This is a genomic window from Stenotrophomonas sp. YIM B06876, from assembly GCF_030711595.1.
Classification (GTDB): Bacteria; Pseudomonadota; Gammaproteobacteria; order Xanthomonadales; family Xanthomonadaceae; genus Stenotrophomonas.
The window spans coordinates 1-648 of record NZ_JAUJUJ010000453.1 but is presented as its reverse complement, the minus strand read 5'-3'; the positions used below and the strand labels follow the sequence as shown (position 1 = coordinate 648).

The 648-nt window shown below is 69.0% G+C and carries 1 protein-coding gene; it reads right to left on the bottom strand.

Going from position 1 to position 648, the window contains the following annotated elements:
- Positions 1–648 (bottom strand): leucyl aminopeptidase family protein (locus tag QZH66_RS17900; protein ID WP_305807158.1); only part of this gene is annotated, 648 nt, incomplete at both ends.

The following is a 648-nucleotide window of genomic DNA, read 5'->3' as shown; positions in this document are numbered from 1 at the left end:
GCGGCAGGCGCCAGCACAGGTCTTGCGCTGCATCGCCCGCCGCCAGCAGCGCGTTGGCCAGCGCATCGTCGGAGGCGAACATGCCGCTGCGCACGCCGCCCAGGGCGATCACGCAGGCACCGGTGAGTGTGGCGATGTCCACCACCGCCGCGGGCTTGAAGCGCGCGGCATAGGTCAGCGCATCGCACAGCACCAGGCGGCCTTCGGCGTCGGTGTTGAGGATTTCTATGGTTTGCCCACCCATGCTGGTGACCACATCGCCGGGCTTGACGGCGCGACTGCCGGGCATGTTTTCGCAGGCGGGAATCAGCCCGACCACGTTGATGGCCGGCTGCAGTTCGGCCAGCGTGCGGAACACGCCCAGCACGCTGGCCGCGCCGCACATGTCGTACTTCATTTCGTCCATTTCGGCCGCCGGCTTGAGGGAGATGCCGCCGGTGTCGAACGTGATGCCCTTGCCCACCAGCACCACGGGCGCCTGGGTCTTGGCGGCGCCGCTGTAGCGCAGCTCGATGAAGCGCAGGGGCTCGGCCGCGCCCTGGGCCACCGCCATGAAGGCGCCCATGCCCAGCTTGGCCACGTCGGCCGGCCCCATGACCTTGCACTGGATGCCCGCATGCTTGGCCAGTGACTTGGCCGCATAGGCCA